The organism is Bradyrhizobium sp. STM 3843 (assembly GCF_000239815.1).
Taxonomy (GTDB): Bacteria; Pseudomonadota; Alphaproteobacteria; order Rhizobiales; family Xanthobacteraceae; genus Bradyrhizobium.
In genome coordinates this window covers 1-5,705 of sequence record NZ_CAFK01000248.1, presented here as the reverse complement: position 1 = coordinate 5,705, position 5,705 = coordinate 1, and the positions used below count along the sequence as shown (strand labels likewise).

The window sequence follows — 5,705 nt, the reverse complement described above, 5'->3', positions numbered from 1 at the left end:
TCGGCATGAAGCTCAAGAGCGGCTGGGGCATGACCGAGACCTGCTCGCCGGGCACCGGGCACCCGAAGGAGGGGCCGGAGAAGCCCGGCTCGATCGGGCTGATGCTGCCGGGCATCGAGATGGACGTGGTGTCGCTCGACGATCCGGCCAAAGTGCTCGGTGTGAACGAGGTCGGCGAGATCCGGATCAAGGGGCCGAACGTCACCAAGGGCTATTGGAATAGGCCGCAGGAAACGGCGGAAGCGTTCGTCGGCGAACGCTTCCTCACCGGCGACATCGGCTATATGGACTCCGACGGTTATTTCTTCCTGGTCGACCGCAAGAAGGACATGATCATCTCCGGCGGCTTCAACGTCTATCCGCAGATGATCGAGCAGGCGATCTACACCCATCCTGCCGTCCAGGAGGTGATCGTGATCGGCATTCCCGACGCTTATCGCGGCGAGGCGGCGAAAGCCTTCATCAAGCTGCGTGACGGCGCCAAGCCGTTCTCGATCGACGAGCTGCGCGAATTTCTCACCGGCAAGCTCGGCAAGCACGAGCTACCAGCCGCCGTCGCCTTCGTCGACGAGCTGCCGCGCACGCCGGTCGGCAAGCTGTCGCGCCACGAGCTGCGCCAGAAGCAATCACCAACGATCCAAGCCCAACAACACCAGCAACAACAATAGGAGGTCACCCATGACCGATGCCGTCATCGTTTCCACTGCCCGCACCCCGATCGGCAAGGCCTATCGCGGTGCGCTCAATGCCACCGAAGGCGCGACCCTGCTCGGCCATGCCATCGGCGAAGCGGTAAAGCGGGCCAAGATCGATCCGGCCGAGGTCGAGGACGTCGTGATGGGCGCGGCGCTGCAGCAGGGCGCCACCGGCGGCAACATCGCGCGCAAGGCACTGCGTCCGCGCCGGCCTGCCGGTCTCGGTCGGCGGCACCACGATCGATCGGCAATGCGCCTCCGGCCTGCAGGCGATCGCGCTTGCGGCGCGCTCGGTGATCTTTGACGGCGTCGAGATTGCGGTCGGCGGCGGCGGCGAGTCGATCTCGCTGGTGCAGAACGACAAGATGAACGGCTTCCACGCTCAGGACCCGGCGCTACTCGAGATCAAGGGCGAGGTCTACATGCCGATGATCGACACGGCGGAAGTCGTGGCCAAGCGCTACGGCATCTCGCGTGAGCGGCAGGATGAATACTCGCTGGAGAGCCAGCGCCGGGTCGCGGCCGCACAGCAAGGCGGCAAGTTCAAGGACGAACTGGCGCCGATCACGACCAAGATGGCGGTGGCCGACAAGGCGACCGGCAACATCTCGTTCAAGGACGTCACGCTGTCGCAGGACGAGGGCCCGCGCCCCGAGACGACCGCCGAAGGTCTCGCCGGCCTGAAGCCGGTGCGCGGCGATGGCTTTTCCATCACCGCCGGCAATGCCAGCCAGCTGTCCGATGGCGCATCGGCCTGCGTGATCATGAGCGACAAGGAAGCATCCAAGCGCGGCCTGCAGCCGCTCGGCATCTTCCGCGGCTTCGTTGCGCATGGTTGCGAGCCGGACGAGATGGGCATCGGCCCAGTGTTCGCGGTGCCGCGGCTGCTCAAGCGCCACGGTCTCACGGTCGACGACATCGGCCTGTGGGAGCTGAACGAGGCCTTCGCGGTGCAGGTGATCTATTGCCGCGACAAGCTCGGCATCGACCCTGAGAAGATCAACGTCGATGGCGGCGCGATCGCGGTCGGCCATCCCTATGGCATGTCGGGCGCTCGCCTCACCGGCCACGCCCTGATCGAAGGCCGCCGCCGCAAGGCGAAGTATGCCGTGGTGACAATGTGCGTCGGCGGCGGCATGGGCGCGGCCGGCCTGTTCGAGGTGCTGCAGTAACATTGTAGCTGTCGTCCTGGGCAAGCCCCGGCAGCGCGAAGCGCTGTCCGGAGCGCAGACCCGGGACCCATACAGCGTGATGTCGCTTGGGGCACTTTAGCAGATGCCTTTCGTCATCATGTCCGCCGGTGGTTATGGGTCCCTGCGTTCGCAGGGACGACAGCTGAGCAAGACGAACTAATTCGACACACAAGGAGCATCCGATGGATCTCGCATTCACCAAGGAAGAGCAGGCGTTCCGCGAGGAAGTCCGGCAGTTCTTCAAGGACAACGTGCCGCCGGAGACCAGGCGCAAGCTGGTCGAGGGCCGTCATCTCAGCAAGGACGAGATGGTGACCTGGTGGCGCATCCTCAACAAGAAGGGCTGGGGCGTCTCGCACTGGCCGGTCGAATATGGCGGCACCGGCTGGAGCTCGGTGCAGCACTATATCTTTAACGAGGAGCTGCAGGCCTATCCGGCGCCGCAGCCGCTCGCCTTCGGCGTGTCGATGGTCGGTCCCGTGATCTACACCTTCGGCAACGAGGCGCAGAAGAAGCAGTATCTGCCGCGCATCGCCAGTGTCGATGACTGGTGGTGCCAGGGCTTCTCCGAGCCGGGCTCGGGATCGGACCTCGCCTCGCTCAAGACCAAGGCCGAGCGCCGTGGCGACAAATACATCATCAACGGCCAGAAGACCTGGACCACGCTGGCGCAATATGCGGACATGATCTTCTGCCTGTGCCGCACCGATCCGGCGGCGAAGAAGCAGATGGGCATCTCCTTCATCGTGTTCAGCATGAAGTCGAAGGGCGTCACCGTGCGCCCGATCCAGACCATCGATGGCGGCCATGAGGTCAACGAGGTGTTCTTCGACGACGTCGAGGTGCCGGTCGAGAACCTGATCGGCGAGGAGAACAAGGGCTGGGACTACGCTAAATTTCTGCTCGGCAATGAGCGCACTGGCATCGCCCGCGTCGGCGTCTCCAAGGAGCGGCTGCGCCGCATCAAGGAGCTCGCCGCCAAGGTCGAGTCGGGCGGCCGGCCGATGCTGGAGGATCCCGCCTTCCGCGAAAAGCTCACGGCCTGCGAGATCGAGCTGAAGGCGTTGGAATTGACGCAGCTCCGCGTCGTCGCCGACGAGGGCAAGCACGGCAAGGGCAAGCCCAATCCGGCGTCGTCCGTGCTGAAGATCAAGGGCTCCGAGATCCAGCAGACCACGACCGAGCTCTTGATGGAGGTGATCGGCCCGTTCGCCGCGCCCTACGACGTCCATGGCGACGACGATTCCAACGAGACCATGGATTGGACCGCGCAGATCGCGCCGAGCTACTTCAACAACCGCAAGGTCTCGATCTATGGCGGCTCGAACGAGATCCAGCGCAACATCATCTCGAAGGCGGTGCTGGGGCTGTGAGCCTCTTCCCCCTCTCCCCGCGTGCGGGGAGAGGGTCGGGGTGAGGGGGACTCTCCACGCACCGAACTCGTGGAGACTCCCCCTCACCCGGATTGCATCTTCGATGCAATCCGACCTCTCCCCGCATGCGGGGAGAGGTGAAGAGCAGAGCTCCTGGCCAACAGGGTCATTTCAAGGAAACGAAGATGGATTTTGATCTCACCGAGGAGCAGCGTCTCCTCAAGGACAGCATCGATGGCCTGTTGGCCGACGCCTACGATTTCGACAGCCGCAAGAAATACATGGCGGAGAAAGGCGGCTGGAGCAAAGCGATCTGGTCCAAGCTCGCCGAGCAGGGCCTGCTCGGGCTGCCGTTCTCGGAAGACGACGGCGGCTTCGGCGCCGGCGGCGTCGAGACCATGATCGTGATGGAGGCGATGGGCCGCGCGCTGGTGCTTGAGCCCTATCTCGCCACGGTGGTGATTGCCGGCAGCTTCCTGCGCCATGGTGGCTCGGCGGCGCAAAAGGAGGCGCATCTCGCCGGCATCATCGACGGCAGCAGGACCTTTGCCTTCGCGCAGCTCGAGAAGCAGTCGCGCTATGACCTGTTCGACGTGGCGACGTCTGCGAAGAAGAAGGGCGACGGCTGGATCATCGACGGCGAGAAGTTCGTCGTGCTCAACGGCGAGAACGCCGACACGCTGATCGTCACCGCGCGCACCAAGGGCGGACAGCGCGACAAGTCCGGCATCGGCGTGTTCATCGTGCCGGCGGATGCCAAGGGCGTCACCCGCAAGGGCTATCCGACCCAGGACGGCCTGCACGCAGCCGACATCACCTTCACCGGCGTCGAGGTCGGCGCAGACGCAGCGATCGGCGACCCCGAGAATGCACTGCCGCTGATCGAGCGCGTGGTGGACGAGGCCCGCGTCGCGCTGTGCGCCGAAGCCGTCGGCCTGATGGATGAATCCTTGAACACCACGGTCGAGTACATCAAGACCCGCAAGCAGTTCGGCGTCGCGATCGGCTCGTTCCAGGCGCTGCAGCACCGCGCAGCCGACATGTTTGTCGCGCTGGAGCAGGCGCGCTCGATGTCGATGTTCGCGACCATGGCCAGCGATTTCGAGGACGCGAAAGAGCGCGCCACGTCCATCGCCGCAGCCAAGGTGCAGATCGGCAAGTCGGCCAAGTTCATCGGCCAGCAGTCGATCCAGCTCCACGGCGGCATCGGCATGACCATGGAGGCCAAGATCGGCCACTACTTCAAGCGGCTGTCGATGATCGAGACCACGTTCGGCGACACCGATTATCACCTCCGCCGCGTCAGCGAGGCCGGCGGAGTGGTGTAGTGAAATTCGTCGTTGCCGGGCTCGACCCCGCAACCCATCATTCTTGAAAGATGGATGCACGGGCCTTCGCCGCGCCGAAGGGGCTTCGGCCCCGCAGGCGGGTCAAGCCCGCGCATGACGCGTGTGATGTGGGAGAGACCGACCATGACTGCCACCCCCTTCGATCTCGCCGGCCAGGTCGCCGTCATCACCGGCTCGAGTCGTGGCATCGGTCGCGCCTCGGCGGAGCTTTTGGCGCAGCTCGGCGCCAAGGTGGTGATCTCTAGCCGCAAGGCCGACGCCTGCGAGGACGTGGCGGCCGGCATCCGCAAGGCCGGCGGCGATGCCCATGTCATCGCCTGCAACATCTCGCGCCGGCCTGAGGTCGACGCGCTGATCGACGGTGCGGTGAAGCACTACGGCAAGGTCGACATCCTCGTCTGCAACGCCGCGGTGAATCCTTACTATGGCCCGCTGCTCGACATCACCGACGAGGCCTTCGACAAGATCATGGCCTCGAACGTGAAGAGCAATCTGTGGCTCTGTGCCAAGGCGATCCCGCCAATGGCCGCTCGCGGCAAAGGCTCGGTGATCATCGTGTCTTCAATCGGAGGCTTGCGCGGCTCGACCGTGATCGGCGCCTACGGCATCTCCAAAGCGGCGGATTTCGCGCTGTGCCGCAGCCTCGCCTGTGAATGGGGCCCGCAAGGTGTGCGCATCAATTGCGTGGCGCCCGGCCTGATCAAGACCGACTTTGCCCGTGCGTTGTGGGAGGACGAGGCGCGCCTCAAGCAGCGCTGCGCCACCACGCCGCTGCGGCGCATCGGCGAGCCGCATGAGATCGCGGGTGCGGTAGCCTATCTCGCCTCCGATGCCTCGACCTTCATGACCGGCCAGACCATCGTGGTCGACGGCGGCGTCACCACGGCGGCGGTGTAAGTATCTTCCCACACGACAGCTGCACCCTCTCCCCTCGACGCGACGGCGAAGCCGTCGTCGGCAGTGGCAGAGGGTGGCTGCGCGGAGCGCAGCCGGGTGAGGGGTCTTTCTCCGCAAATTCAGAACGCGATGCGCGGCACAAACCCCTCACCCGAATGAGCGTCTGGCAGGCACCGAGCTGCCCTCTCCCACAAGGGG

The 5,705-nt window shown here is 64.9% G+C and carries 4 protein-coding genes and 1 pseudogene; all 5 read left to right on the top strand.

All coding sequences use genetic code 11. The features are described 5' to 3' along the window. On the top strand, nucleotides 1-668 hold a 668-nt coding region (locus BRAS3843_RS25500; protein ID WP_035982738.1), incomplete at its 5' end, for an AMP-binding protein. Nucleotides 669-678: 10 nt separating this feature from the next. Continuing rightward, nucleotides 679-1,867: pseudogene (locus BRAS3843_RS25495) on the top strand (acetyl-CoA C-acyltransferase). A 203-nt stretch (nucleotides 1,868-2,070) separates the two neighbouring features. After that, nucleotides 2,071-3,261: a pimeloyl-CoA dehydrogenase large subunit gene (gene pimC / locus BRAS3843_RS25490; RefSeq protein ID WP_008971975.1), complete on the top strand. Its 1,191-nt coding sequence runs from the start codon at nucleotides 2,071-2,073 to the stop codon at nucleotides 3,259-3,261. Nucleotides 3,262-3,446: 185 nt separating this feature from the next. After that, entirely contained in the window at nucleotides 3,447-4,589 is a 1,143-nt protein-coding gene (pimD, locus tag BRAS3843_RS25485; RefSeq protein WP_008971974.1) for a pimeloyl-CoA dehydrogenase small subunit, read from the top strand. A gap of 144 nt (nucleotides 4,590-4,733) precedes the next feature. After that, a complete protein-coding gene (locus tag BRAS3843_RS25480) occupies nucleotides 4,734-5,507 on the top strand; it encodes an SDR family oxidoreductase (RefSeq protein ID WP_008971973.1) in 774 nt (257 codons plus the stop codon). Nucleotides 5,508-5,705 lie beyond the last annotated feature (198 nt).

Excerpts from the sequence above, each read along its gene's own strand:
- pimC (WP_008971975.1), top strand. The coding sequence starts at position 2,071 with ATGGATCTCGCATTCACCAAGGAAGAGCAGGCGTTCCGCGAGGAAGTC.
- pimD (WP_008971974.1), top strand. The coding sequence starts at position 3,447 with ATGGATTTTGATCTCACCGAGGAGCAGCGTCTCCTCAAGGACAGCATC.
- BRAS3843_RS25480 (WP_008971973.1), top strand. The coding sequence starts at position 4,734 with ATGACTGCCACCCCCTTCGATCTCGCCGGCCAGGTCGCCGTCATCACC.